Raw genomic sequence first — 25,770 nt, 5'->3', positions numbered from 1 at the left:
AAATAAATTCAAAAAAGGGGGGAGACATATCATGTTACTACATGTACTAAAATATAAATTCATATGTCTAATAAGAGACAAAGCTATTATTTTTTGGGCATTTATGTTTCCAGTTATACTTGCAGTTTTATTTCATATTGTTTTAATTAACATAAATCCACAAGAAGAATTTATGAAAGTGGAATTTTCAGTTGTTGATAACGATGGCTACCGTCAAGACATAAGGTTTAAAAATTATGTCAATTCAATTATTGAATCTTACGAAAACAATAGTCAATCCATTTATAACATATCTATTAGATCACTAGAAGAATCAGAACAATTGTTAGAGGATAACAAAATAGATGGGTACGTTAAGATTGAAGATGAACTAAAATTAATAGTTAAAAGATCAGGTACTGAACAAAGTCTAATTAAAGCTCTTTTAGATGAATACATCCAAATTAACTCTACCATGGAAACGATACTGTCTAATAACCCAAGTGCATTAGAAAATATAGATTTGTTGACCAATAACTTTATTGAAGATGTGCCACTTTCAGAAAGCGATAATACAGATTTTAGCATTATGATTTATTATTCTTTAATTGCAATGTCTTGTTTATATGCTTCTTTTTGGGGCTTAAGGATAATAACTTTGTCACAAGCAGATTTGTCTTCAATAGGTGCAAGGATGGGTCTTATTCCTCAAAAAAAATTACATATTTTAGCTATCGACTTTTTTGTATCTTGGATTATTCAGCTGGGAATTATAACTTTTCAACTTATATTCATGTCTACTGTTTTAAACGTCGAATTGTTAAAACCAATAGGGCTTGTTTTTCTAACAACAGCTGTTGGTAGTGCAATGGCAATTTCTTTAGGTTCTTTCATCGGTGCAGTTATAAAAAAAGATGAAGACACACAAGTAACCATTATTAATTCAGTTATAGGAATAGGATATGTAATTACAGTATCGCAGATAAACGAAATTTTAGAGAGTAAATTGCCATTTCTAGCCTGCATTAACCCTATTAAATTAGTAAATGACGGACTACTTTCTTTATACTACTTTGATAACTATGCAATTCTTGCTAGAAATGTTGTACTTATGTCTTCTCTTACATTTTTTTTTAGTGCGATAACATATTTAACTGTTAGGAGGGTTAAGTATGCAAGTATTTAAAACATATCATAAAATAATTAAAAGAAAATTTCTGTCTATAGCAATTCTGCTAGTTGCCTACTTAGGGTTAAGTTTATTATATAGCCATTCAGATTTAACATCAGATGTTAATTCATTTACTGATATTGAAGTAGAAATTGCTTTTTTGAATGAAGACATGACCAATGAAAATAATACAGAACTAGTAGAAGGGATGAAAAGTTACCTTTCGCAGCATGCAGAAATAGTTACTGTAGTCGATAATAGAGAAGATATTCAGAATGCTCTTTTTTCAAATGAAATACAAGCTGCAATAAGAATTCCTTACGGATTTACAAAAAAATTCTTTAAAGATAATAGCTTAACAATTGAACAAATGTCAAAACCAGATTCGCTAGAAGCTTTTTATGTGCAAAGTCATATAAATAAATTCCTCAATAAAGCCAAAATATACGCTAGTTATATGGATGAAGATGACCAAGCTCAAATAGTAGAAAGAGTAAAGGATGATTTATCAAAATATATAAATGTTGAAGTACATGGTGATAGTAATGTTTTACTTGAAGTAACAAGAAATATGATAAATCATTATAACTTTCTTGGCCTTTATTTACTTTTTTCAATCGTAAGTGGCGTAGGAATGAGCATGATGGTTTTTAATAAGCCAGAAATAATTAAAAGAAACAATATTTCCTCACTATCTATATCAAATCGAAATTTTCAGTTATTTTTAGGAAATATATCTTATGTTTTATTTTGCTGGGGGCTTGGTATGTTAATTAGCATTGTTTTTTTCAGACATCAATTTTCATTACCAAAGACAATATTATTTTCAATTAATGCCCTGTGCTTTGCAATAACCTGTTTATCAATTGGATTTTTAATTGGTAAAAATGTTAGAAATAAAAACACATTTAATTCCTTAGTAGCAATAATAATACTTAGCATGACTTTTATAGGTGGTCTATTTATACCCTTGGAGTTGATGAGTTCAAAGATAATAAAAGTGGCACAGTTTACACCAATATATTGGTATATAAAGGCAAATGATAATATACAAAATTTAGACATTGTATCAAGTGACTATTTAATACCAATTGGTTGGCAAATATTAACGGTTTGTGCTTTTGGAATTGGAATTTTTGCTTTTACTTTTATAATTTCTAAGGTAAAATACTCTAGATTCCACAGCCAGTAGAGCAAATCCAATTATCTAAAGAAAGGGAGAGTAATAATGATGAAAGAAATTAAAATATTTATTTTTTCAATTGTTTTTGCTGTAATATTAAGCTTTATATTTAGGCAAATACTAGATGTTAGCATCCACTTAAATGTATTGGTTTCAGTGTCATTTGTTTTTATTGGTTCTATGATAGGGAAAAAATTATTTTCTAAAAGTAATTAAAAATTAATTACTTGGCAATACAAGCTATGCCAATTAGGTTCTTTCAAAAGATTTTATTATCAAACTCTATTAGGATAGATGTCGTAGGGGACTATAGCTGATTGATTTATTCCCACATACCGATAGTGCTAAAAAATGCAGTTGATATGTTCCCTTGTTCTGATGGCCCTAATGACATTCGTTCTATCCTCTCAAGCCATGTTGAAACGGTAGTAGTCCTGCATATAACTTAAAATATTGATCAAACATTATAACAAAAAAAGTTTGTCATTGAATATGTAAGGATAATAAAATTCCGATTGGCAACAAAAATAGAAGTAAAAACATTATATAAAGGGATGACTAAATGATAAAAGTGAATTTTAAGGATTACTCATTAAGTAGTGAGATACTAAAAGCAATTAGTATGTTAAATTTTAAAACTCCTACAACCGTGTAAAAACAGGTTATACCAGCTATATTAGATCAAAAGGATATAATAGTAAAGTCTCAAACTGGAAGCGGAAAAACAGCAGCATTTGGAATTCCTATCTGTGAATTAATAGATTGGGATGAAAATAAACCTCAATCATTAGTGATTGCACCAACAAGGGAACTTGCTATTCAGGTCAAGGAAGATATTTTTAATATTGGCAGATTTAAAAGGGTTAAAGTATCGGCAATTTATGGGAAGTCACCTTTCCAAAAACAAGAAAAGGAACTTAAGAATAAAAACCATGTGGTTGCTGGTACACCTGGGCGTATTATAGATCATATCGAAAAAGACACATTTGATACATCAAAAGTAAAATATCTTGTAATAGATGAAGTAGATGAAATGCTTAATATGGGATTTGTAGAGCAGATAGAGGCCATAATAATAAGTTTACCCAAAGAACGGGTTACCATGTTATTGTCAGCTACAATGCCTAAAGACATAGAATTCTTATGTGAAAAATACACGAAAAATTCTATGTATGTAGAAATAGAAAATAAAAATCCCGAGGCAGATAGTATATCTCAACAAAGATATACTGTAGGTGAAAGCGCTAAAATTCAACTTCTAAGGGATATAACAATAGTAGAAAACCCAGAGAGTTGTATCATATTTTGTAATACACAGAAAAAGGTAGAGGAAGTTTATGATGAACTAGCAAATCTTAAATATACTTGCGATAAGATATAGTGAAAATACAGCAAATGTACTACTTATTATTGTAATGATCAGTTTTATTGCCCTGACAATTTTGGCATATAAAAAGGGAAAACTTAAAGTTGAAAAAATCCTTTTAAATACAATTGCAACCTTCTTCACATTAATATTTCTTGCATTATTTTCAACATCAGTTCCTTATATTTTAGCTAAGATTAACGGACTGAAATTCATTTTGATATACCTGCCACACATTCCTAATACCAATTTAATATACTTGGCAGTTATGGTGGGAGCGATATTTGTTTTTAGCTTTGCAAGTAACAGATTCAAAGGAAAGGATAACAGTGGAGTGGAGTTTATGTTGGCAGGAATAGCTTTAAATCTAATTATGGCTATACTTGCAAGTATATACCTTGTAGGTGCAGCATATGTTTTTGTACTTCCAGCAGCATTTTCAATTCTATTTTGCTTTGTTCAATTACTGGCAAAAAATGATATCTTTAAGTTTGTAGCTATGATACCGAGTGTTCTTATGATTTTTATTTTATATATTCCAATTTTATACCTTCTAAACTGCGGTTTAACGATAGGTTCTGTTGGAATTGGTGTATTGATGAATCTATTTGGATGGTCATTAATATTTCCTGCTTTTATCATGGGCATGGAGAGTAGTAATGTGGCTAAGTAAATACTTTCAAATGAAGCAATGTAGTTCCCATTAGTTGATAAAATTAGAAAGGTAGCCTCCCTTCCTTTTAGGGGATACATCTTTACGCAAAATCAATATTAATGCATATTAGTATCGTTTTTCTATCAAAACACATGTGGAGTGCGTTGTAGGAATACAAAGAGTAAAATCTACGAAATAGCTTTATTTACAAGAGTTACAGACGATTTTAAATTCGCAAAAGATGGCGATGATTTTAGAAATAAAGTGCCGATTGGTGAATTGGAAGTTTGCATTGCTCTGCGAATAGTTTAAATGTAGATATGAAAAGGTCAAAGTTTTAAAGATAGAAACTTTGATCTTTTTTCATTTTTCATAAATAGACAATTATTATGGTCTCAAAATAATGTTCTATTAATACTAAGTATAAGGGAAGTCCCAATCTTAGTACAAATGGAATATGAAATATTTTTTAATACTGGCTTAGATAATTCTTTCATACCAGGATATATATATATAGAAAATTATTTAAAATTTTTTACTCTGATTAGATTTATGATATTGTGTCAACCGTTTTTAAAATATCTCAGAAATAAAAACAAATGCACCAAAATTTCGGTGCATTATTTTTACTTGTATTGATTATGCTGAGATTTCAAATGATTTAATTTGTATGTTTATCCAAAAAGTTCAATGTTGCCTCCCAAGCTTTTTTATTAGCACTTGCAGCATTTTGTACATTTACTGATGGATGATCAATCATAGGGGGGATATTAGGGAGAAAGAAAGTGTGACCCATATTGCAAAAATTGAGATGCTTTGATTGATAAGGATTATTATTTTCTTCTAAATTTTGGATCATATCTCTGCACATTTTTGAGGATGGCCAAGTGGTATCTCTTTCGCCTGAAATCATAAGAATAGGACATGCTATATTTTCAATTGGAATACGAGCACTATCTAATTGTTTAGAAGTAGCTGAATTTAATGCATTATCATGAATTATACGTATGTCAATAGGATTCATATTTTTTGAGAATTTTGTATTCGATGGGTATTGTACAAATTCAATAGGGGTGTTTTTATAAGTCCATGATGATTTTGTCTGATGAACTTCCATTGAAATTCCTTCAAATACATGGGAAGAAGGAACGTAAGTAATTATGGAAGTTAAATGCTTAGAAAAAAATGAACCAAACAATAATGATAGCTCACCACCTTTAGAAATACCCATTATACTTATATTATTTTTGTCAATCTCAGGTTTGCTTTTAAGCCAGTCCAGTGCTTTTTTGAAGTATTCTATTTTAATTTCAATGAGTTCACTTGGTAAATTGTCATTTTGAACATCAAAGTAATTTAAAGCAAGAGCTGCATATCCTTTACTACTAAGTAAAGCTGCCATCTGCTCTGTCCAAAAGAGTCCACCTGTAGATCCCCCAACTACAATTACAGCTGGTAGATTATTTTTTTCTTTAGATTTAAAGAGTTTTCCTACTATTGAATTTTGAACAACGATTTGTTCAGTATCAGAATTAGTAAAGTTAATTTGTACTTCACTTTTATATTTTATTTTTTCTTCTATTAACAAATAAAAACTCACCTTATGAGACTGAGTACTCATTTTAAAAAATATAGGAGGAAATGAACTATTACTGTCCTTTATCTGCATAGACCATAGCAAACCATTAGGGTCACAACCAGTGTATGAACCTTCGTTAGGTGCTGTTGTATCTAAATCAATATTCCCTTCGTAATCAGCTGTGAAAATTCCAAAGGAATGCCATGTTCTTTTTACATCGTCTTTCATTTCTGCTTGTATCTTTACCTGTTGATTAGGTTTTAATCCTGTAATTTGAAGCTTTAGACTTTGGTCAATTAGTTGATTAGTTGATGATAAAGTTATTTTAGGATTCATAATCTTTTTCTCCTTTTCCTATTTTGTTTAATGGAGGTAAGTGAACCTCAAATGATTCTTTAAGCAACAGCTCCTTTATCTCTTTTAAAAATTCTATGTTTACCTCTATATGGGTACAACCATTTTTTAACAGAGCTTTCATATAACTAGGTAATGTTTTTGATTGTACTTTTTCTTTTGCTTTCTCAGCAACTTTCCAATTTAACAACTCTTTTTCTAGATTATTAATATGAATATTAATAGCTTTTATTGCTTTTTCGTAGGGTAATTCTCCTAAAAAAGTTACAGCAGTGTATAAAGAATTAGGAAAATTAAGGTCAACTTCACTGAGAGTATCTTCTAGTTCGCTTTCAAAAAAGTGTTCCCCTTTTTCAGTAATCGAATAAAATGTTCGTGAACGATTTCCAACATTTTCAATGCATTGAACCTTTATTAGTTCACTTTCTTCCATTTTATTAAGAGCATAATAGATTGAGCCTATTTTAATACCTGCCCAGCTTTCTGCATGACTCAAATTTAAATATTGTATTATTTCATAGCCTGTTAGATCTCTTTGTTGTAATAAACCTAGTAGCATTAATTTTATCAATTCATTTCCTCCTTCAACATTTATTCAAATTAGAATATTCAATTTTGAATAAATTGTATCATGGCTATAATCAAATGTCAATTGTATTTACCTATTCAATACAATATTTTCTTAAAGTTCAACATCAAATCAAAACAGTTGCAAGGATAATGTTGTAAAATCAATACATATAGCTGAAATATTATTTTAATATTGAGTCTTTACTAGATGATAAAGGTTAAAAAATAGCTGTTTACCCCACGAGGATAGTTTTGTTATAAGGTTAAAATACCAACTTCCATTTGTAAAATGGCACAAGCTAACGCATGTGGAATGCGCTATAGGAATAAAAGACTTAATCTTTTAAACAGCTTCATTTACTAGGGTTACAGATGATTTTCAGTTTGTCAAAGAGGTTGATGATTTTAAAAAAGCAGAGGGGACGGTTCTTTTTGCTTAGGTAGTACACTGTATAATAAAAATAAATACTATGACAATCAAAATAATCAGACAATACATTCCACATACATACATAAAATGGTATAATTAAATTAATATGGTGCATGGGTTTCATTATAAAAATAATAATTAGGGTGAGTATTATGTCAAGAACGGCAAGAGTTATAAGTCCTACTGAATATTATCATGTTATGATGAGAGGAATCAATAAAGAAGCTATATTTAGAGATGAAAAAGGAAAAATTTTCTTCATAAATATTTTAAAAGTACAAGCAATAGAAGAGTTAATTGAGGTAGTAGCATATTGTATTATGGATAATCATGTTCATCTAGTACTTAAAGGTAAAATAGACAATCTTACTTTAGCAATAAAAAGAATTAATATAAGATATGCTATGAAGTTTAATAAGCATATGGATAGAATTGGTCATGTATTTCAGGATCGATTTAAAAGTGAAGTTATATTAAATGATACACATCTATTCCAGGTTATACGTTATGTACATAATAATCCAGTTAAAGCTAATATGATTAAAAATCCCAGTGAATATGAATGGAGTAGTTATAATGAATATATAAATAAGAATAATGTTATTTGCAGCCAACAAAAGAAATTTATATTAGGCTATGTTTCAAATAGTATTAAAAAATTTACTGAGTTCCATTATCAAGATGATAACAATGAATATTTAGATCTTAAAGAGGATATTCAAAGATTAAGGATACATCAAGCTCAACAATTTATAGAAAGATATTTTCAGGAAAAAGGTATTATTGAGTTTTAAGGAAGTTAAGCATAAGTCAGACTATTTAGATGAAATAATAAAAGAATTATTAAAATGTAGTAGATTATCACACAGACAAATTTCGGGGCTTTTAGGTGTTAGTAATAATATTGTACATCGTGTAAGTTTAAGTAAATAGCTAACTTATATGAAGCAGAAAGAACCGTTCCCGCTGCTTTATTTGTATTTTCCAATATCTCAATATTGTTGTCTATAAAGTACTCGTATAGCTGATTATTTGGCTCAACAAGATTAATAACATAAATATATTCTTCATAATGTTTATTATTTCAATAGTTTTTTTAGGGTCCAATCCGTTTAGGGGTTCATCTAAAATAATTAAATACGGGTTTCCTAAAAAAGCAAAAGCAATAGCTAAACGCTGCTTCATTCCTAAAGAATATTGTGAAAGTTTTTTGGTTCCAAAATCATCTAGGCTAAATAAATTATATATTTCATTTATATCTTCTTCTAAAACGTTATTATAATCTCCTAATATTCTTAAATTTTTCATAGCATCATAATTTTTATAAAAACCAGGACAATCAATTAATTTAGAAATTCTTAAATTGTTTTTTAATTGAAATTCACCTTCATATTCTTTTATTAATCCAGTTATGATTTTCATGATGGCGGTTTTGCCAGCCCCGTTTTCTCCAACTAAACCAATTATTTGATTTTCTCCGATGTCAAAACTAATATTATCTAAAGCTTTTTCTTTCTTATAAATTTTAGAAATGTTTTTTAAACTAATCATTATAAATATCATTCCTTTCATAGTAGGCGGTTAAGGTAAAAACTTATACATCATAGTCAAGGTTTAGTGATTTGAATTACAGGATGATTCGCTAATATTAATTATAGAAATTATACATTTTTGTCAATACCATAATTCGTTATTTTTTGAAAATTTAGCTTCATTGTAAAATAAAATTGAACTAATAAAAAATACCATAGTGGAACCAACTGTAATATAATTGAATTAAACAAAACAAGAAATTACAGGAAAGAAACACTGCCTTAGACTAATAAGTTTGAGGCAGTGTTTCTTTAGTAGGAATATTCTTATAATTGTATGGTATAATGTGGGGGAAGAATGCATAATAGAGATTAGATAAAAAGTATGGGAGGTTATAAAGTCATGGATTATAATAAAGCTGCTTTAGAACTACATAAGGATCTTGTTGGGAAAATCACTGTTAATAGTAAGGTACCAGTAAAAACAAAGGAAGATTTGTCTACTGCATATACTCCAGGGGTGGCTGAACCTTGTAGAGAGATTCACAATACTCCTCAAAAGGTTTATGATTATACATCTAAATCTAATCTTATTGCAGTAGTATCAGATGGTACAGCTGTATTAGGCCTGGGGGATATTGGAGCAGATGCATCAATTCCTGTTATGGAGGGGAAATGTGTACTTTTCAAAGAATTTGGAGATGTTGATGCTTTTCCCATATGTCTTAATACTAAAGATGTAGATGAAATAGTTAGAACTATAAAGCTTATGGAACCTGTATTTGGAGGGATAAACCTTGAAGATATTGCTGCACCTCGATGCTTTGAAATCGAAGCAAAGCTTAAAGAAGTAATGGATATACCTATTTTTCATGATGATCAACATGGCACAGCTATAGTTACAACAGCCGCAATAATTAATGCCTTAAAATTAGGAAAGAAAAAGATAGAAAATGTAACCGCTGTTATAAATGGTTCGGGAGCTGCCGGTAATTCAATTGCAAAGCTTTTAATTAGTTTTGGAATCAAAGATATATTGATGTGTGATAGGACAGGTATTATAAGCCGCAATAGAAGAAACTTAGACAAATATAAAAAAGAACTTTCTGAATTAACAAACAAGGATAATAAAGATGGAACTCTTGCAGATGCCATGGAAGGCGCAGATATTTTTATTGGAGTGTCTGCACCAAATGTAGTTACTAAAGGGATGGTTTCCTCAATGGCTAAGAAAGCAATAGTATTACCAATGGCAAATCCTACACCAGAGATAATGCCAGATTTAGCAAAAGAAGCCGGTGCATTTGTAATTGGCACTGGTAGATCTGATTTTCCAAATCAGGTGAACAATGTACTTGCATTCCCCGGTATATTTAGAGGTGCATTAGATGTAAGGGCATCTGATATTAACGAAGAAATGAAGCGGTCAGCAGCTTTAGCCTTGGCTGAATCTGTAGGAGATAAACTTAATGTTGACTTTATACTTCCGAGAGCATTTGACGAAGGTTATATGGAAAAGATAGCAGATGCAGTTAAGAAAGCTGCCATAGAATCTGGAGTTGCTAGAATATAATAGTTAAAAATAAAAACTATATATAATTAGGAGGGGAAAAATGAATTATAGAATAGAAAAAGATTCATTGGGAGAATTAAAGGTACCTAAAGACAAATACTGGGGGGCACAAACCCAAAGGAGTTTTCAAAATTTCAAAATCGGAGAAGAAAAAATGCCTATTGAGATTATTAAGGCCTTTGCAATACTAAAAAAAGCAGCTGCTATTACTAATAATAAACTCGGATTGTTAGATTCAAGAATAATGGAAGGCATTGTACAAACAACTGATGAAATAGTTGAAGGTTGTCTTGATGAGCATTTTCCTCTTGTGGTATGGCAAACTGGCAGTGGAACACAGTCAAATATGAATATTAATGAAGTCATTGCTAATAGAGGGAATGAAATTATTGGAGAAAAACTCATTCATCCAAATGATCATGTAAATAAATCTCAAAGCTCAAATGATACATTTCCTACAGCAATGCATATAGCAGTAATTATATCCTTAGAGGATAGATTGATACCTGCATTAGAAGATCTAGAAAAAACGTTTAATAGACTTATAAAAGAAAACTCACATATAATAAAAACTGGAAGAACCCATCTACAGGATGCTACACCTCTGACTTTAGGTCAGGAAATAAGTGGTTGGCTTAGAATGATTGAAAAATCAAAGGGTATGATAATAAAATCTATTGAAGAACTAAGAGAAATAGCCCTTGGAGGAACAGCAGTTGGAACAGGATTAAACACCCATCCTCAATTTGCTGTGAAAGTAGCTCAGGAGATTAGTAATATAACAGGCAAGACCTTCATAACAGCAACGAATAAATTCCATTCTCTTACTAGCAAGGATGAGATTGTTTTTGCCCATGGTGCTTTAAAAGCTCTGGCATCTGATTTAATGAAAATTGCCAATGATGTTAGATGGCTTTCCAGCGGACCAAGATGTGGTATAGGGGAGATAGGAATACCTGCAAATGAACCAGGAAGTTCAATTATGCCAGGCAAAGTAAATCCTACCCAGTCAGAAGCCCTTACGATGGTTGTTTGTCAGGTATTAGGAAATGATATGACAATTGGATTTGCAGCTTCCCAAGGTAATTTTCAACTTAATGTATTTATGCCTGTAATAATATATAACTTTTTACAAAGCGTTGGACTACTCACAGATTCGATTAAGTCATTTAACAATAATTGCTGTAAAGGAATAGTTCCTAATATAGAGAATATAGAACATAATTTAAGAAACTCTCTTATGCTTGTTACTGCACTTAATCCTCATATTGGCTATGATAATGCTGGATTAATAGCAAAGAAAGCTCATAAAGAGGGTATCACACTTAAAGAAGCCGCAATTGAGCTTAATTTGTTGACAGAAGAAGAGTTCGATTCAATTGTGAATCCTGAAAAAATGATTTCTCCCCAAGAATAAAAACATATATATAAGTATTCCCTCAGACTAAGAGTTTGGGGGATTTCATTTTTAAATACCTTTTCTTATTTTCTAGTAGTAAATAACTTCTATATTATAATCCAAGAAAAGCAAAAAGAACGGTTTTAAATTGTGTTTAACAATCCATCCATTCATGTTGAATAGAGAAAATCAATTGTTTATTTAAAATGACTTGAATTTAAAGATATCTTGTTCTATAATTATTAATAAAACGAACGGTCAGTTAAATAACAATAATAAAGATAAAGGAGAAGAATTTATGGCTCGACCAAGAGGACAAGGTGAAAAAACTAAGGAACTGATTGCTGAAAAGGCAAAAATTATATTTGAACAAAAAGGTTATGTAGGAACTTCAATGGAAGATATTCGTAAGTTTAGTGAGGTAAGCAAAGGGAGCATCTATTATCACTTTAAAAGCAAAGAAGAGTTGTTCCTATATACGGTAGAAAAAACTTCAGAGGTTTGGAGAAAAAAATGGGAAGATCATGCGAATAAGGTAGAAACGTCAATCGAAAAACTTTACCTTCTTGCAAAATACTATGCTTCAGACATGCGAAATCCTTTATCACATACAGTTCCAGAATACATGGCCACTGAGAATATAGACAAAATGATGAGAGATAAGATATTTGATTTGATAAAACCAGAATATGAAGTTTTTTATCAAATCATTGACGAGGGTATGTGCCGTAAAGAATTTAAACGTAATCAATCACCTGATGATTTAGCTTATATTTTATACAGTACACTCACAGGTTTAAGCATTACACAATTCTTTGGTTATAGTGATAAACAATTTCTTATGCTTTATCAGTATGCAATAGATATCTTTCTAAAAGGAATATCCAATAGTACCCCTTAAAATATAAGGAATTTTAAAAGAAATGTTAATAAACTGAACAGTCAGTTAAATATCAAGGAGGAATCCATATGAAAAGTTATGAAATTAGAGTAAGACCGATGAGAGAGTTTAAAGAAGATGTATCTCGTGAGATTGCAACCGTTTTTGTAGATGGATACGAGAAAGACTTAGCTTTTCTCTCAAACAACCAGGAAAAGTTAATTGAAGCGTTTCAGAAAATGATCTGTCCAGATGTTTTTTACTTTGCCACTTTAGAAGGTGATATTGTTGGAATTCTGGCTTGTTCCAATAACCAGAATCGAGCATTAACAATTGATAAAACAATTTTGAGACACTCATTTGGCTATGTGAAAGGGAGTATGGCTTATCATTTTATGAAAGATGAGTTTAATAAAAAATTGTATTGCCAAGATGATACAGCTTATATTGAATGTGTTGCTACCACAGTTAAAGCGAGAGGTAGAGGTGTTTCAACTGCTCTGATGAGGTACGTATTAGAGAATGAGAATTATAATCGTTATATTCTAGAAGTTACAGATACAAATGAGGTTGCTCATCGATTATATAAAAAATTGGGTTTTACAGAATTCGAGCGAAAAAAAGAACGTTTTTCAAAGCTGAAAGGTTTTAAGAATAGGATTTATATGGAATTGTATGTCTCCAATAAGTAAACAGGATAGAATTAAAATGTGACAGTTAACAAAAATAACTATGGTTAGGAGAAAATGCTTATAAAATTAAATCTCAATGACATAATTCTTGACTTATATTATCCAAAAGTTTTATAATAAAAGTGTATTAAAATAAAAACTTTGAGGTGATTAGTTAAAATGATTATATAATCTTATTCAATTTTTAACATTTACAGTAGTATAGGTAAGAGTGGACATATCTCTTGATATTAGGATATGTTATTTTGAGTTATTCTAAACTACTATGTGTTTTGGATAGGATTATAAATATGTCATATTTAACTTGTTTCTATAAAGCACTATCATACTATTCTTGATTCAGTATAGTTGTTTTGTGTTAAATATATATGATGATACTTAAAACCTTTCCGAAACTTTATAGTTGGAAAGGTTTTTTTGTTTTTTAAAGACATGAAAAGATGATAAGTATATGAATATAAAGATAAGTGAATATAATCTTCCAATAGAGAAATCAGGACCTTATGGAATTACTGTAGGACCTGATGGAGCTATATGGTTTACAGAAAATGCAGGTAACAGAATAGGAAGAATTACTACATCGGGAGAATTTGTTGAATATCCCTTACCAACAAAAAATGCTAAGCCACATGCAATTACTTCAGGTAAAGATGGAGATCTCTGGTTTACAGAGTGGGGAAGTAATAAAATTGGTAGGATTACGCCATACGGAGAAATTACAGAATACCAAATACCTACACCAGTGTCAGAGCCACATGGACTTGTACTTGAACCATACGGAGCAATATGGTTTTCTGAAGAGTCAGATAAAATAGGGCAGTTAGTTTACTAAAATATGAGATGATAAAGAAAAATATTAAAGGATGAAAGGGAGTGTATATCCTATGACAGGACCAGATAAGAAAAAGCTATATCCAAATGAAAATATCAAAACGGTTTGTTATATAAGTAATCTACCTAAACGACCCAACGTAGAAATTGGAGAATATACTTATTATAGTGATAATAAAAAGTCTCCTGAGAAATTTTACGATAATATAGAGCATCATTATGAATTTCTAGGAGATAAGCTAATCATAGGTAAATTTTGTGCAATAGCAGAGGGCGTTAAATTCATTATGAATGGAGCAAATCATAGAATGGATGGCATAACAACCTACCCCTTTAATATATTTGGAGGTGGTTGGGAAAAAGTCACTCCAGCAGTAGAACAGTTGCCTTTTAAGGGAGATACAGTGATAGGTAATGATGTATGGATAGGTCAAAATGTAACTATTATGCCGGGAGTTAAAGTAGGTGATGGTGCGATTATTGCTGCTAACTCAACTGTAGTAAAAAATGTTAAAGCATATACAATATATGGTGGTAATCCAGCAAAATTTATTAAAAAACGTTTTAGTGATGAAAAAATTGAATTATTATTAAAGTTTAAATGGTGGAACTGGGATGAAGAGAAAATATTAAATAATCTTAAAATACTAACATCAAAGGATGGGTTAGATCATCTGATATATGATTGAACTAAAAATTAGCGAGACTTACGTATATCTTATTTTCAGGAAACAAGCCTCTAAATTCAAAGGGGCTTAGGGGGTCTAACACCTATTATCTGAGTATTTGTATTATTATTCTATCAAAACACATGTTGAAGTCGTAACACTGCTTGTGAAGGAGTGTTACGACTGAAGAAGTAGATGTACGTCTCATGCAAAGTTTTCCCAAGAGTAGCTAAAAGCTACGATTGGCAAGGAAGCGACTGCTTGAGACGGTCGTGTTGATAGAGAAGAAATAGGTTGGAATTAATGATTTAGAAACTTTCAGATAAATATTGAAGTGTAAATAATAATCCCCTAGATGAGTGTTTAGGGGATTATTATTTTTGGGTCTATATTTACGTAGGAATTATGAAAATTGAGTTAAGGATTGGGTGTTGTTAATAAATTAATTTGTTATAATTTTCGTTTCATAGGATCTCAGATAGGGTAAGTTTTTAATAACAGACATCCATGAATTAAATAAATATAAAATAACTTCTGGTTGGAGGAAATAGTATGAGAAAAATAATTTTACAGTCTATGATTACTGTTGACGGACGCTTTGCAGGACCTAAAGGAGACATCAGCTGGCATAATGTAGATGAAGAATATAACCATTATGCGTTGAATTTTTTAAGTTCTTTAGATACTCTCTTGTTTGGTCGAGTTACATACGAGCTAATGCAAAGCTACTGGCCAACGACCTATGCAATCGAGAATGACCCAAGGATAGCTAAATATATGAACTCCCTATCTAAGATTGTATTCTCCAAAACCCTTGATAAAGTAACTTGGAATAATACCAAACTATTCAGTGATATTTTGGTTGAAGAAATCACGGAACTAAAGCAACTATCTGGAAAAGATATGGCTATTTTAGGAAGTTCCAAACTCGCCAATGCTTTCATAAAATATGACCTTATAGATGAATTTAGAATTATTGTGAATCCTTTGGTTTTGGGTCAAGGAATATCTTTATTCCAGGGGTTACAGAGTCAGCTGAATCTTAAACTTTTAAAAGCTGAAGCGTTTCAGTCTGGAAATGTTTTATTGCAATATACTAAGAAGTGAGTTTAAGGCCAGATCTGGGAAATATACAAAAGAGGGTACTCCATTTGGTTTCACCACAATTACCCCATTTATGTGTGTATTTTATATTTGTAGGGAAACTTTCTACTACTTTAATATCATAAGTTCTATCGATATAAGAATTCAATTTATAAAATAGTTTGATTTGTAATAAGCTCGATAAGGAAAATAGGAAATGATAGATTCAAAGCTTAGTATGCTGTCTGAGAGGAGTACCAAGCAGATGGGCAATCTAGAAGAATTACTTAGGAGATATATGTAATAAACTTAAGAACAAGGAGGTATGAGATATGAAGATTCGTAGAATAGATCATGTGGGTATAATTGTCAATGATCTTCCTGCTGCGAAAGCATTTTTTCTTGACTTTGGACTTGAAATGCTTGGGGAAGGAGAAGTAGAAGGCGAGTGGGTGGAGCGGATAATAGGGCTTCAAAACGTGAAAGAGGAAGTTGTAATGTTGCGAATGCCAGACGGTGACACTAATATAGAACTAGTAAAATTTCACACTCCATTAGATGAAAAAGGCATACAGTGTCCTTTGGCAAATACTCTGGGTATTCGGCATATTGCATTTGCTGTTGATGATATTGAAGCTCTTGTTACCAAATTGAAAAAGAAAGGAGCAGGACTTATTGGTGAGATACAGAACTACAAAAACGCTTATAAATTATGCTACATTCGTGGGCCAGAAGGAATTATTTTGGAGCTGGCTGAGGAAATCAATTAAAAAACATAAAGGGTCAGGCTTTAAACAAAAGGGACGGTTCCTTTTGCTTCATTTTTTTGAATATTATTGTAAGAATATTCTGTAAAATCGTTTTGAAATGATATAATTATACTATTAGATAAATTGAGATTTTAGTAATGATTTAATAGGGGTAAGGGCAATGCTAAGGAAGATAAGATCAGATTTACACAAAATAGATAAGATAAGGAGGTAAATTATGCAAAAGATAGTTCCACATTTATGGTTTGACAATAAGGCTTTAGAAGCTGCTGAATTTTATGTGAGCATATTTGAAAATTCGAGGATAATTAACACTACAAAGATTACAGATACACCATCGGGTGACTCAGAAATGGTAGATTTTCAACTAGCTAATATTAAGTTTTCAGCAATCAGCGCAGGTCCATACTTTAAATTTAATCCATCGGTGTCTTTAATGGTAGTATGTGACAGTAAAGAAGAAGTTGATAGACTATATAAAAGTCTATCGTCGGGAACAGATCTTATGCCTTTGGATGAATACCCATTTAGCAAATATTATGCATGGGTTGAGGACAAGTATGGCCTCAGTTGGCAGTTAATGCTAGTTGATAATATTGAACAGCATCAAAAAATATCACCAGTACTACTATTTGCAGGAGATGTATGTGGTCGGGCAGAAGAAGCTATTGATTACTATGTTTCAATTTTTAAACAATCTAACAAAGGATTTGTCAATCACTATGCAGAAGGAGAGGCAAATGATAAAAGAGCAAGGATAAACTATGGAGAGGTTGATCTTAATGGAAATAAATTCATAGTTATGGATCATGGATATGGAGGAGATTTTACTTTTAATGAATCTTTTTCTTTCATGGTATTATGTAAAAATCAAGAGGAAATTGATTATTTTTGGGATAAACTATCCTTTGTTCCAGAGGCTGAACAGTGTGGATGGGTTAAAGATCAATTTGGATTATCCTGGCAGATTGTACCCTATAATATGAACGAAGTGCTAATGGAGGGTACAGAAGAAGAAAAAAAACGTGTCACCGAGGCATTCTTAATAATGAAAAAACTTGATTTGAAAGCTCTTGATAATGCACGGTTAGAAATATAGATTAAAGGAAAGACCATACTAATAAAAAGTATTTGCTTTGCCACTCGTTGTTACAAATGGGTGGCAAAATTATTGTATTTATAACTAAAAATGAGTTGTTTTGCCTTTTATTAGATTGATACCATTTTAAAATTCTGATAGAGTAAAAGTGATAAATAAATGTGAAAGTCATACATACTGGATTATATAGTAGAAATATCACCTTAATTTCAAATAATGGCTCCTGTAGCCAATAAGGTAGTAGGAATAGAGTTAGTAGAAGAAGCCGTAGAAAAGGCTAGAGACAATGCGGTATTAAACAATCTAGATAATTGTGAGTTCATAGCAGACTTTAATTCTCCAAGGTTACTATATGTATACTGTAAAACCACATCCTTAGTAGAGGACTTACAGGAATTTAAAGAATTGGGCTATGAAGTGAAAAAGGTAAAATGTATGGATATGTTTCCTCATACTCCCCATGTTGAATGCTGTGTGTTGTTAAAGAGAATAACTAAATAATATGGTTAGATAAAAGCTATCTCTTTATAGGAAAAAGAGATAGCTTTTAAAATGTATCTAAAATAAAGTAGAAAATGAGACATGAATATAAGGTGGACATAAACAACCAGAGGAGGAGATATTAATATAGGGCAAGATACTTAATTTGTAATAGATAAGTAAAAAAGAATAGAAAGAAGGTGCCATATGAAATCTTATATAGAGAAAGAACTGATAGAGGTACAAGTAGAACACATAAAAAAGGAAATTAAAAAGGTTGAAATGATGATTAGAAATCAATATGATGATACTTTTCATATAGCAACACTTAGATGTAACTATGAAATAGATATAGAAGATGTTGAAACCTTAGAAGAGAAGCTAGATGTATATAAGACATGGTATGAGAAAGTATTATATCTACAACTTGAATTTCAAGAAGAATATGAATCATCAAATGAAGATGTACTTATATCAGGTATTGATTATTAATATTATAAGAGGTAGATAATGATGAATTCCAATAAAAAAGTGACATTAGATAGAGCAGATTTTGATTCAATATATTGCCATCATTGTAAAAAGGCAATAGGGCTTATAAGAAAGGGTATAGTAGGTAGGATGGAATTTATATGTCCTATATGTAAACAAGTATCCTATCTTGAAAATATGTCTACTACAATAAAGATTGTAAGACCAGTATCATTGATGTATAATACAGAACAAAACAGAAAAAAGGTAAAAGAGCAGTTTTTAGGCATACCAACACGAAAAGAAAAAGAAAAAATAATTGACCAAGAACTAAAGTCTGGTAAAATACCATTTTGACTTTATAAGGTATGAGGTTATTGATACAAAGGAAATAATTTTTTAAAAATTATGTAACGTTTCAATAAAAAATGTGACTAATATATGAAAGGAGGATTTAAGTGGAGAAAATAGAGAATCTATATATGACTTATAAGCAGGATGTTTACAGATATTTACTTTCTTTAACTCATAATCCTAACCTTTCAGAAGATTTACTATCGGAAACCTTTGTAAGTGCTATATCATCTATCGGAAACTTTAAAGGACAATCTTCCTTGAAAACATGGCTTTTTTCTATAGCTAGAAACTTGTGGCTTCAAAGGGTGAGGAAAGAAAAACATACAGTTGAATATAATGACCTTTTGGAACTATATATATCAGATAGTATAGCAGAAAGACTGATTACAAAAGAAATAGTATATAGAATCAAGAGTCTATTATCGGAGAAAGATGAGCGTACTCAAAAAATAGTGAATATGCGGGTAGAGGGTTATAGCTTTAGTGAAATTGGATATGAGGTAAATATATCAGAAGGCTCAGCAAGGGTTATTGATTTTCGTACAAAAAAATGGATTAAAACAATCTTAGAAAAGGAGGGACTGAGTTGAATATATCTTGTAATGTAATTCTCGACTTGATGCCGCTTGTAAAAGATGGTGTAGCAAGTGATGATAGCATAGTAATCGTTACTGAACATATTAAAAGGTGTAAAAGTTGTAAAGCTGAGTTTGATATCTTCAAATCTAATAGTGTGGAACAGACATCAATAAAAGATGAAAAAGTAATTTTTGCTATCAAACGTAGTATTTTTATAACACAACTCACAGTTCTTGTAGTAGGTGCTATTATTGGTGTTGCCCTTTCAAACTCTATGGGGATGTTTTATAACTTGCTCATAATGCCTATTATTGGAGGGGCTTCCCTTGCTGTATTTAAAAGGAAATGGTATTTGGCTCCCACTGCAATTTTCCTACTCACATATTTATGGCAAACTGTAACGGGCATAATATCAGGTGGATTTGAATGGATTGCACTATATAGTGGATTATATTTCAGTTTAATATATACGGTTTTAGTCGGACTAGGAGTAATTATTGCAATGCTTCTAAAATTTGCATTTAGAAAAGAAAGGTGAATAAAATGAAAAATACAAATAAGATTATATTAAAGATAGTTGCAGGAGTAGTAGCAATAGCACTTATTAGTGGTATTCTTTTTATTACAAATGCTTTTGTAGGTAATCCAATATCAGCAATGATGGCGAATAGGGCTATAGAGAAATATGTGGATGAAAATTATTCTGCTTTGGACCTTATAATAGCAGAAGCAAGGTATAACTTTAAGGATGCATCGTATGTGGCCAGAGCTGAATCTAGAACCAGTATTGATACTAAATTTGCTATATATTATAGAGACGGTAAAGTTCAGAGGGATGACTACAAAATCCATGTATTAGGGATGTTTAATACATTAGAAAGGCTTTCAGATGAATACTCTACTATTGCAAAAGAGATTGTTGCTAAAGAACTTGGGTACGAAAACAACACTACAATGGTGATGTATGATAAAGAAGTATATGAAAATGCTAATGATGTTTTAGAACTTGATATGAAATTTGACAAATCATTGCTCTTGGATACAGAGGTTACAATTCGGCTTGATTTAGGTGCTAACTCTTTAGAAGGCATTGCAAAGGTTTTAACTGATGCACATAAGGCATTTGTAAATAATGGTTATAATTTTAAAAAATATGGTTTATATGCTGAAAATAATGGCACGCTTGTAATGGTAAACGGGGTTACTCCTGCTGATATTCAAAGTGGTGAACTTATAACTCTTCTTAAAGAGGCTAAAAATAGTGATAGTGTTGGTGGAATCAGTGTTTTTATTAAGGGAGAAAATAAATAGCTATAAACTGAATTAAAACTGTAATTGCTACAGGAGGGTAAGTGTGATGTTGGAAAGAAGTGATATAGCATTAATGATTTATATAGGATTTATGATTTTTGCTTGGTCAATTGGTTATATTTTTGATTCTAAAATGATTAAAAAGACAGGATTGTTTGGTTCACAAACTTTGATTGTAAGTGTAATTAATTTTTCTATAGGATTCTGTGTAATATTAGGATGGTTTTTCTTTTCTTGGGGAGTTAATGAATTTATATTTTTTGGAGGTTTAATACTAGGGATAGGAATGTTAGTTGCCAGTCAGGTAGCTCTTCTTATACTTCTACTTGTTAAGAAAAAACAAATGATGCAAATATATAATAACAATATAAATAATAATAGTTAGTATACTAATAAGAAAGAAATTTAGTTGATTTAAATATGATTAATCAATAATTGTTTACTATGGTGAACTTAAAAGAAAATATAATTTTGGAATATTCATTATTGGTGGCGGTGTTGGTTGGTGGTTAATAAATATTAGCAACATTATAAGTAAATAAATTTTCTTGCTATTAAGCAAGGTTTATTAAGGTGTCTTGTAACTAAGGCGCCTTATTTTTATGCACAAATACTGTATGTATCAAAGAAAATAGAATTTTGACACATGTAATCATATATATGCATATATGGAGGCTAAGGGACTAATAAAGGTAGAGGAGAAATTTTAATAATGTATGGGAGGGTATAAAACAATGCGATATTCAAAGAGGTTAGAAGAAATAATCAAACATAACAAGGATGTTAGTAGCTTGACAAAACATTATAGAGATTATGAGATTCTAGGAGCTATGCATACAGTAGTAGATTGGTCGGGAGATTTTCATAGTTGTTTCTATGATTCTTTGTCAATCCAAGCTAAGGCTATAGATTTTGATTATGAGTATATCTATGTAATTGATATAGATAAGAAGCGAATTGAAATGGAAGTAGTATGTAATAACCTAGAGTTAGATTGTAAAAGTTATTTATTTGGGGTATTAAATAGCATCAATGAAAAATTAGTTTATGGAAAATGTTATGTATTTGGAGATAAGGTGGTCTATAGTATGTCAGAAAATTACTCAGGGATTACAGTATATGAAGATATGTCTAGGTTTTCTCAAAATGTTTATGAGGATGTAAAAGATAGTATAAGAATAATTTCAGAAGTTTTAATCAAGAGTCAGTTCAGTTATGGTAAATAAGGTAGATAAGTTATATAAGGGGGTAGAAGGGATGAAGAGATTCCTAGTAGTTAGAAATTACTCAGAATATGAACAAGCTATTAAATATAGTAGTAAGGTTGAAACTATTACTGTGATTTCAGGTGAAAGAGAAAGAAAGACTTTGATTGATGTAATAAGAGCAAGCGATAGTAAGGAAGAAATTGAAATAGAGAGTATAGAAAATGCCTTTACATCAGTAGAAGAAATAAAGGAAGCAATAAATTTAGCCTTAGAAAAAGGAATGGTAATTAGAACAAAAGATGGACTATTTAGTACAGAAGATGTTGAAGATGTACCAGCCTTGGGATATTTACTAAGCAGCATTATTGACATGACTAGTAGGAAGCAAAAATTGGATAAAAAGTATCCAGCAGAATTCTTGGAAGTAGTAAAAAAATATATGGATAAAAGTATATCAGAAGTAGAGGCATTAAGTGAACTAAATGTACATAGAACACAGTTTTATAGACTGCTAAAAGCATTTGGGGCAAGTAGAAAAAAGATAGATAGATAAATTTAGTGTCAGAACTTTTAAGTTTAGGTGCTAATGAATCCATTACACAAGTTAGAAGAAATAAGATAATCATAAGTTATAGTCAAAAGTAAGGGGGAAAAGGAATGGTTTATGGGTATGCAAGGGTCAGTACAAGCGGTCAAGTAAAGGATGGAAATTCCTTAGAAAGTCAAGAAAAAATACTTAAAGAACATGGAGCAGAGGTAGTATATAGTGATAGTGTAACAGGTAAGAATTTAGATAGACCGAATTTAAAGATTCTTTTATCAGAGATAAAAGAGGGAGATATATTAATAGTTACAAAACTAGATAGAATTGCAAGGTCTCTTACTAGAGGTAGTGAGTTAGTTAATATGTTAATAGATGATGGCATAAAGGTTCATATTCTGAATGTTGGAATCATGGATAATACACCGTCAAGTAGATTAATAAGAAATATATTTTTTTCTTTTGCAGAATTTGAAAGAGATATGATTGTAGAAAGAACACAAGAGGGTAAGATGATAGCTAGGCAATCAAAAAACTTTAAAGAGGGTAGACCATTAAAGTTTAACAAGATTCAGATAGAGCATGCTCTACAGTTATTAGAACATCATACATATAAACAAGTAGAACAGATGACGGGTATTTCAAAAAGTACTTTAGTAAGAGCTAAAAGAAAAAATAAATTAGGGATTGATTGATACTAAAGGCTCTGATATCAGTATTAGAGCAAATTTTATAGCTAAAGATTCCCATTTGTTCTGATATTAAGAAGTTTTCTTAAATAAAAGGTTTTGGATTTCCTAATTATTTAAAGTAATTAGGAAATTTTACTAAAATAGAGACAGTTACTTCTAGATTAAGTGAAGTCGATAATCTAGGAGGAAACTGAAATGAAAAAACAAGCTAAGACAATTCTAAAAGTGGAGAGATTCTTCACTGACACCAGCAATTGTAGAGTGGAGGATATGTTTACTGCGTATTTTAGAGCTACAATTGATACAGTGTTAGATGAAGAACTTTCAGTAGAGATGCAAGAGCAACCTTCTGATAAGGAGGTGGCTTAATGCGAGCAGCAGTTTATGTTAGAGTATCAAGTGATAAAGAGGGGCAGCAAGACTCTCCTCTTTATCAGAAACAGTTCTTTGAGAATTATGTCAAAGAAAAAGGCTGGGAGATATACAAGTTTTATGAAGATAAAAAGACGGGTACAGTTGAGAATAGAAAGAATTATCAACTAATGTTGGATGATGCTCAAGCAGGTAAATTTGATATTATACTAGCAAAGGAACTAAGTCGTTTAGCAAGGAACCAAGGTCTTTCTATGAAGTTAAAAGAATTATTGGAAAATAACAGTGTACATCTTATAACACTAGATGGTGCTATTGATACCTTAAAAGGAGATACCCAAATGTTTGGGTTATATGCTTGGGTATATGAACAAGAAGTAGAAAGAACATCACAAAGAATAAAGATGACACTAAAGACAAGAGCTAAAAATGGAAAATATAATGGAAGTGCACCATATGGTTATATAAAGATAGATGGTAAATTAAATATAGCAGATAATGAAACACCAGAAATTGTACGTAGGATTTTTAGAGAATATCTTGGGGGTAAGGGATTTGATGCAATTGCAAGGGGATTATACAATGATAGAATCAGAACACCATCAGAAGTATTAGGAAAGAAAAATGCAAGTCCACTATGGCATGGTTCAACAGTAAGAAAAACATTAGAAAATCCCCACTATTTAGGGTATTTAGACCAAAACAGAGAAGAAACTATAAGTGCAGTAAATAAAAAAAGAAAGGTTCTCACAGAAAAAGAACATTCAATTGTATTAGGCACTCATGAACCTATAATTAGTAAAGAAGATTTTGATTCGGTACAGTCTTTAATAGATTCACGCAGAAGAAAGACACCAGATGATAAAAGTAAAAGTAGTAGACCACATCTCAATGTTAACTTATTTACGAGGTTAATATATTGTGAAGATTGTGGTGGGGGATTTCATTTCAAAGAGAACCGACATGGCTATATATGTGGTAGATATGATAAACATGATAAACATGGAAAAAAAGCTTGTAGTGCTAAATTAGTTATAGAAGACGAACTTGTAGATGTAATCAAAGATGACCTAAAAAAGCTATCTAAAAACTTAAGTAATAAAGGGTTATATACAAATATAAAAGAAAGAATAACTAAGAATAGATTGAGAGCAGAAAAAGAATTAAGGGTTATAGAAAGTAAGATAGATAATATAGCAAAGTTTAAATCTAAGGCACTTGAAAAATTAATAGCTGAAGAAATAACAAAGTCAGATTATGATTTAATAACAGGTTCAAAAGGTAATGAGTTAAATAAATTAAAGCAAAGAAAGCTAGAGATCTTAAAAGAGTTAGATGAGGAAATAGATGAAAATCTTTTAAGTAAACTCAAAGCATCAGTAGATGAGAAAGTAAGATTGGACAGTATAAATCGTGAAGTACTGAATAGATTTGTAGATAAGATAGTTATATCAGATAATGGTATAGTAAAAATATACTACAAATTCAATGGTTCAGAAAAGGTCATGAAAGAACTTATGGGGTAGATGGTTACAAAGGGTCTTGGATTTCCAAGGCTCTTTCGGTATGATTTAATTAAATAAGATAAATAAAAATAGTTTTCTACATATAGCACTCACCCCACGTTGAAGTCGTAACACTGCTTGCGAAGGAGTGAAACAACTGCTTGAGACGGTTGTGTTGATAGAGAAGAAATAGGTTGAAAATTAAAAGGTTAGAAAGATTTTAGGTAAATATTTAAGTGTGTTTTATGTTACTTAAGACTACAAGTTTGAGGTAACTTTTTGTTTAGTGGGGTGTTAACTTTTACGCAGAACTATTGATACTTGCGTTAAGGTATAGGATTTTGCAGATTTGTTTATGTCGAGAAAGAAAATATAAATACAATAGACTCAAAAGGAGAAGTACTCCTTACAATCCTATAGGCAATTGGAAAGAGTAACGG

Annotated in this window: 31 protein-coding genes; 28 read left to right on the top strand and 3 right to left on the bottom strand. The window is 30.8% G+C overall.

Translation table 11 applies throughout. The annotated features are described in order from the left end of the window. Positions 1-31: 31 nt before the first annotated feature. The 5 genes from GOQ27_RS13485 to GOQ27_RS13465 all read left to right on the top strand — a co-directional run bounded on the left by GOQ27_RS13485 (position 32) and on the right by GOQ27_RS13465 (position 4,372). A complete protein-coding gene (locus GOQ27_RS13485) occupies positions 32-1,165 on the top strand; it encodes an ABC transporter permease (protein WP_203367396.1) in 1,134 nt (377 codons plus the stop codon). Next, positions 1,152-2,342 carry an ABC transporter permease gene (locus GOQ27_RS13480; RefSeq protein WP_203367395.1) on the top strand — a complete coding sequence of 397 codons (1,191 nt, stop codon included), beginning with the start codon at positions 1,152-1,154 and terminating at the stop codon, positions 2,340-2,342. Before GOQ27_RS13485 ends, GOQ27_RS13480 begins: the two co-directional genes overlap by 14 nt. A gap of 39 nt (positions 2,343-2,381) precedes the next feature. Continuing rightward, positions 2,382-2,549, top strand: a complete 168-nt coding sequence (locus tag GOQ27_RS13475) for a hypothetical protein (RefSeq protein WP_203367394.1) — start codon at positions 2,382-2,384, stop codon at positions 2,547-2,549. Positions 2,550-2,997: 448 nt separating this feature from the next. Then, positions 2,998-3,714, top strand: coding sequence for a DEAD/DEAH box helicase (locus GOQ27_RS13470; protein WP_484477131.1), 717 nt, complete (start codon positions 2,998-3,000; stop codon positions 3,712-3,714). A gap of 34 nt (positions 3,715-3,748) precedes the next feature. After that, on the top strand, positions 3,749-4,372 hold the full coding sequence (locus GOQ27_RS13465) for a hypothetical protein (protein WP_203367393.1): 624 nt from the start codon (positions 3,749-3,751) through the stop codon (positions 4,370-4,372). Positions 4,373-5,015: 643 nt separating this feature from the next. Here GOQ27_RS13465 and GOQ27_RS13460 read toward each other — a convergent pair. Beyond that, positions 5,016-6,269 carry an acyl-CoA thioesterase/bile acid-CoA:amino acid N-acyltransferase family protein gene (locus GOQ27_RS13460; RefSeq protein ID WP_203367392.1) on the bottom strand — a complete coding sequence of 418 codons (1,254 nt, stop codon included), beginning with the start codon at positions 6,267-6,269 and terminating at the stop codon, positions 5,016-5,018. Then, positions 6,259-6,858 (bottom strand): PadR family transcriptional regulator, encoded by a 600-nt coding sequence (locus GOQ27_RS13455; RefSeq protein WP_203367391.1) that lies wholly within the window; start codon positions 6,856-6,858, stop codon positions 6,259-6,261. The genes GOQ27_RS13460 and GOQ27_RS13455 overlap by 11 nt, the downstream gene beginning before the upstream one ends. A gap of 581 nt (positions 6,859-7,439) precedes the next feature. On the opposite strand from GOQ27_RS13455, the gene GOQ27_RS13450 reads away from it, so the two are divergent. After that, on the top strand, positions 7,440-8,081 hold the full coding sequence (locus tag GOQ27_RS13450; protein ID WP_203367390.1) for a transposase: 642 nt from the start codon (positions 7,440-7,442) through the stop codon (positions 8,079-8,081). Further along, on the top strand, positions 8,071-8,220 hold the full coding sequence (locus tag GOQ27_RS13445; RefSeq protein ID WP_203367389.1) for a hypothetical protein: 150 nt from the start codon (positions 8,071-8,073) through the stop codon (positions 8,218-8,220). The genes GOQ27_RS13450 and GOQ27_RS13445 overlap by 11 nt, the downstream gene beginning before the upstream one ends. 72 nt (positions 8,221-8,292) lie before the next feature. Here GOQ27_RS13445 and GOQ27_RS13440 read toward each other — a convergent pair whose 3' ends face one another. Further along, positions 8,293-8,859 carry an ATP-binding cassette domain-containing protein gene (locus tag GOQ27_RS13440; RefSeq protein ID WP_203367388.1) on the bottom strand — a complete coding sequence of 189 codons (567 nt, stop codon included), beginning with the start codon at positions 8,857-8,859 and terminating at the stop codon, positions 8,293-8,295. A gap of 363 nt (positions 8,860-9,222) precedes the next feature. On the opposite strand from GOQ27_RS13440, the gene GOQ27_RS13435 reads away from it, so the two are divergent. From GOQ27_RS13435 to GOQ27_RS13335, 21 genes are all read left to right on the top strand, one after another. Continuing rightward, positions 9,223-10,392, top strand: coding sequence for an NAD(P)-dependent malic enzyme (locus tag GOQ27_RS13435; protein ID WP_203367387.1), 1,170 nt, complete (start codon positions 9,223-9,225; stop codon positions 10,390-10,392). A gap of 40 nt (positions 10,393-10,432) precedes the next feature. Then, on the top strand, positions 10,433-11,809 hold the full coding sequence (gene fumC / locus GOQ27_RS13430) for a class II fumarate hydratase (protein ID WP_203367386.1): 1,377 nt from the start codon (positions 10,433-10,435) through the stop codon (positions 11,807-11,809). 280 nt (positions 11,810-12,089) lie between these two features. Continuing rightward, positions 12,090-12,692: a TetR/AcrR family transcriptional regulator gene (locus GOQ27_RS13425; RefSeq protein WP_203367385.1), complete on the top strand. Its 603-nt coding sequence runs from the start codon at positions 12,090-12,092 to the stop codon at positions 12,690-12,692. 68 nt (positions 12,693-12,760) lie between these two features. After that, positions 12,761-13,363: a GNAT family N-acetyltransferase gene (locus GOQ27_RS13420; protein ID WP_203367384.1), complete on the top strand. Its 603-nt coding sequence runs from the start codon at positions 12,761-12,763 to the stop codon at positions 13,361-13,363. Positions 13,364-13,814: 451 nt separating this feature from the next. Continuing rightward, complete coding sequence (locus GOQ27_RS13415; protein WP_203367383.1) at positions 13,815-14,195, top strand: Vgb family protein; 381 nt, start codon at positions 13,815-13,817, stop codon at positions 14,193-14,195. A 52-nt stretch (positions 14,196-14,247) separates the two neighbouring features. Then, positions 14,248-14,883, top strand: coding sequence for a Vat family streptogramin A O-acetyltransferase (locus tag GOQ27_RS13410; protein WP_203367382.1), 636 nt, complete (start codon positions 14,248-14,250; stop codon positions 14,881-14,883). A 531-nt stretch (positions 14,884-15,414) separates the two neighbouring features. Continuing rightward, entirely contained in the window at positions 15,415-15,969 is a 555-nt protein-coding gene (locus GOQ27_RS13405) for a dihydrofolate reductase family protein (protein ID WP_203367381.1), read from the top strand. A gap of 308 nt (positions 15,970-16,277) precedes the next feature. Beyond that, on the top strand, positions 16,278-16,715 hold the full coding sequence (locus tag GOQ27_RS13400; protein WP_203367380.1) for a VOC family protein: 438 nt from the start codon (positions 16,278-16,280) through the stop codon (positions 16,713-16,715). A 217-nt stretch (positions 16,716-16,932) separates the two neighbouring features. Further along, the gene (locus GOQ27_RS13395) at positions 16,933-17,814 is read left to right on the top strand and encodes a VOC family protein (protein WP_203367379.1); all 882 of its coding nucleotides are present in this window, start codon (positions 16,933-16,935) and stop codon (positions 17,812-17,814) included. A 216-nt stretch (positions 17,815-18,030) separates the two neighbouring features. Next, complete coding sequence (locus tag GOQ27_RS13390) at positions 18,031-18,315, top strand: class I SAM-dependent RNA methyltransferase (RefSeq protein WP_203367378.1); 285 nt, start codon at positions 18,031-18,033, stop codon at positions 18,313-18,315. A gap of 186 nt (positions 18,316-18,501) precedes the next feature. After that, entirely contained in the window at positions 18,502-18,786 is a 285-nt protein-coding gene (locus tag GOQ27_RS13385; RefSeq protein WP_203367377.1) for a hypothetical protein, read from the top strand. An 18-nt stretch (positions 18,787-18,804) separates the two neighbouring features. Continuing rightward, positions 18,805-19,122, top strand: coding sequence for a hypothetical protein (locus GOQ27_RS13380; RefSeq protein ID WP_203367376.1), 318 nt, complete (start codon positions 18,805-18,807; stop codon positions 19,120-19,122). 101 nt (positions 19,123-19,223) lie between these two features. Further along, positions 19,224-19,712, top strand: coding sequence for an RNA polymerase sigma factor (locus GOQ27_RS13375; RefSeq protein ID WP_203367375.1), 489 nt, complete (start codon positions 19,224-19,226; stop codon positions 19,710-19,712). Positions 19,713-19,738: 26 nt separating this feature from the next. Next, positions 19,739-20,239 carry a zf-HC2 domain-containing protein gene (locus GOQ27_RS13370; protein ID WP_203367374.1) on the top strand — a complete coding sequence of 167 codons (501 nt, stop codon included), beginning with the start codon at positions 19,739-19,741 and terminating at the stop codon, positions 20,237-20,239. 5 nt (positions 20,240-20,244) lie between these two features. Beyond that, positions 20,245-21,012 (top strand): YfjL-like protein, encoded by a 768-nt coding sequence (locus GOQ27_RS13365; protein WP_203367373.1) that lies wholly within the window; start codon positions 20,245-20,247, stop codon positions 21,010-21,012. Between the two features lie 46 nt (positions 21,013-21,058). Beyond that, positions 21,059-21,397: a hypothetical protein gene (locus GOQ27_RS13360; protein ID WP_203367372.1), complete on the top strand. Its 339-nt coding sequence runs from the start codon at positions 21,059-21,061 to the stop codon at positions 21,395-21,397. Positions 21,398-21,746: 349 nt separating this feature from the next. After that, positions 21,747-22,238 carry a hypothetical protein gene (locus GOQ27_RS13355; protein WP_203367371.1) on the top strand — a complete coding sequence of 164 codons (492 nt, stop codon included), beginning with the start codon at positions 21,747-21,749 and terminating at the stop codon, positions 22,236-22,238. A gap of 31 nt (positions 22,239-22,269) precedes the next feature. Then, entirely contained in the window at positions 22,270-22,773 is a 504-nt protein-coding gene (locus tag GOQ27_RS13350; protein ID WP_203367370.1) for a hypothetical protein, read from the top strand. Positions 22,774-22,877: 104 nt separating this feature from the next. Further along, positions 22,878-23,456, top strand: coding sequence for a recombinase family protein (locus GOQ27_RS13345; protein ID WP_203367369.1), 579 nt, complete (start codon positions 22,878-22,880; stop codon positions 23,454-23,456). Positions 23,457-23,648: 192 nt separating this feature from the next. Further along, positions 23,649-23,822 (top strand): hypothetical protein, encoded by a 174-nt coding sequence (locus tag GOQ27_RS13340; RefSeq protein WP_203367368.1) that lies wholly within the window; start codon positions 23,649-23,651, stop codon positions 23,820-23,822. Further along, positions 23,822-25,351 (top strand): recombinase family protein, encoded by a 1,530-nt coding sequence (locus GOQ27_RS13335; RefSeq protein ID WP_203367367.1) that lies wholly within the window; start codon positions 23,822-23,824, stop codon positions 25,349-25,351. Before GOQ27_RS13340 ends, GOQ27_RS13335 begins: the two co-directional genes overlap by 1 nt. Positions 25,352-25,770: the final 419 nt, after the last annotated feature.

The organism is Anaeromonas frigoriresistens, assembly GCF_016820655.1.
Taxonomy (GTDB): domain Bacteria; phylum Bacillota; class Clostridia; order Tissierellales; family SIT17; genus Anaeromonas; species Anaeromonas frigoriresistens.
The sequence above is the reverse complement of the archived record's forward strand: the minus strand, read 5'-3'. Positions and strand labels throughout refer to the sequence as shown.